Genomic DNA, 967 nt, shown 5'->3' with positions numbered 1-967 from the left:
ATCACCGTCTCCCAGGCGGCGAGCACGCCGCGGTCGACCTCGCCGCTCTCCAGCGGATTGCCGAACACGCCGATCGACGAGACGGTGACGTCGGCATCGCCGATCGCCTCGCGGATCTGGCCGGCGAGCCGCGGCAGGTCCTTGCCGCCCAGCGTCTGCCAGAAGAAGGGCTGGATGCTCTCGAAGCCGAGCGGCAGGATCTGTTTGATGTAGGCGGCCGGGTCGTCGAGATTGGCCCTGACCATGGTGCCGATCCTGATGTCGAGGAGCGGGTTTGGCATCATTGCGCATCCCTGGCGATCGCCACGCGGCGTCCGGTCTCGGCGCTTTCGATCGCGCCGAAGACCATGGCCAGGCTGTTGATGTTGTCGGTGCCGCGCGTTTCCGGCTCGGCGCCGGTTTCGATCGCGTGCATGAAATCCCTGATGATGCCGAGATGGCCATCGACGCGGTCGGATGCGTCGAGTGGCGGCACCTCGATTGGCTGGGTCTTGTCGAACAGGCCGTCGCGGCCCGCAGCCACCACCTCCGCCTTCAGCCCATCAAAGCCGTCCCAGAGCAGGCTGCCGCGCTCGGCGACGATGCGCCAGCTCCCTTCCCAGCTGGTCCGGAAGCCGTCGGCGCACCAGCTGCCCGCATAGGTAAAGACCTTGCCGCCGCCGAAATCGAAGACGGCGCTCGCCGACGATCCCTGCCGGTACCAGGAACTGGCCGGCTCCCACTCCTGGCAGTAGACGCTGGCCGGCTCGCCGGCGGCCATGTAGCGGGCGGCATCGAAGGTGTGGATCGCCATGTCGAGCAGCAGCACATGGGACATCTCCTCGCGAAAGCCGCCGAAATGCGGCGCGACGAAGAAGTCGGCATGGATGCTGGTCGGCTTGCCGATGGCGCCCGAGTCGAGAAAGCGGCGGATGCGCCGGACATTGGCGACATAGCGGCGGTTCTGCACGACGGCATGGACGCGCCC

General features: G+C 67.3%; 1 protein-coding gene and 1 pseudogene. Both read right to left on the bottom strand.

Features of this window, described 5'->3' with window-relative positions; translation table 11 throughout:
* Positions 1–284 (bottom strand): annotated as a pseudogene (locus EN780_RS35270) (sugar phosphate isomerase/epimerase); the annotation flags it as partial.
* Positions 281–967: Gfo/Idh/MocA family oxidoreductase (locus EN780_RS35265; protein WP_133372911.1), on the bottom strand; the 687-nt coding region annotated here is incomplete at its 5' end. The gene EN780_RS35265 and the pseudogene EN780_RS35270, both read right to left, overlap by 4 nt.

Source organism: Mesorhizobium sp. M4B.F.Ca.ET.089.01.1.1 (assembly GCF_004022605.1).
Taxonomy (GTDB): Bacteria; Pseudomonadota; Alphaproteobacteria; order Rhizobiales; family Rhizobiaceae; genus Mesorhizobium; species Mesorhizobium abyssinicae.
Note: the sequence above shows the minus strand (reverse complement) of the source record. Positions and strands in the feature narration are given on the sequence as shown.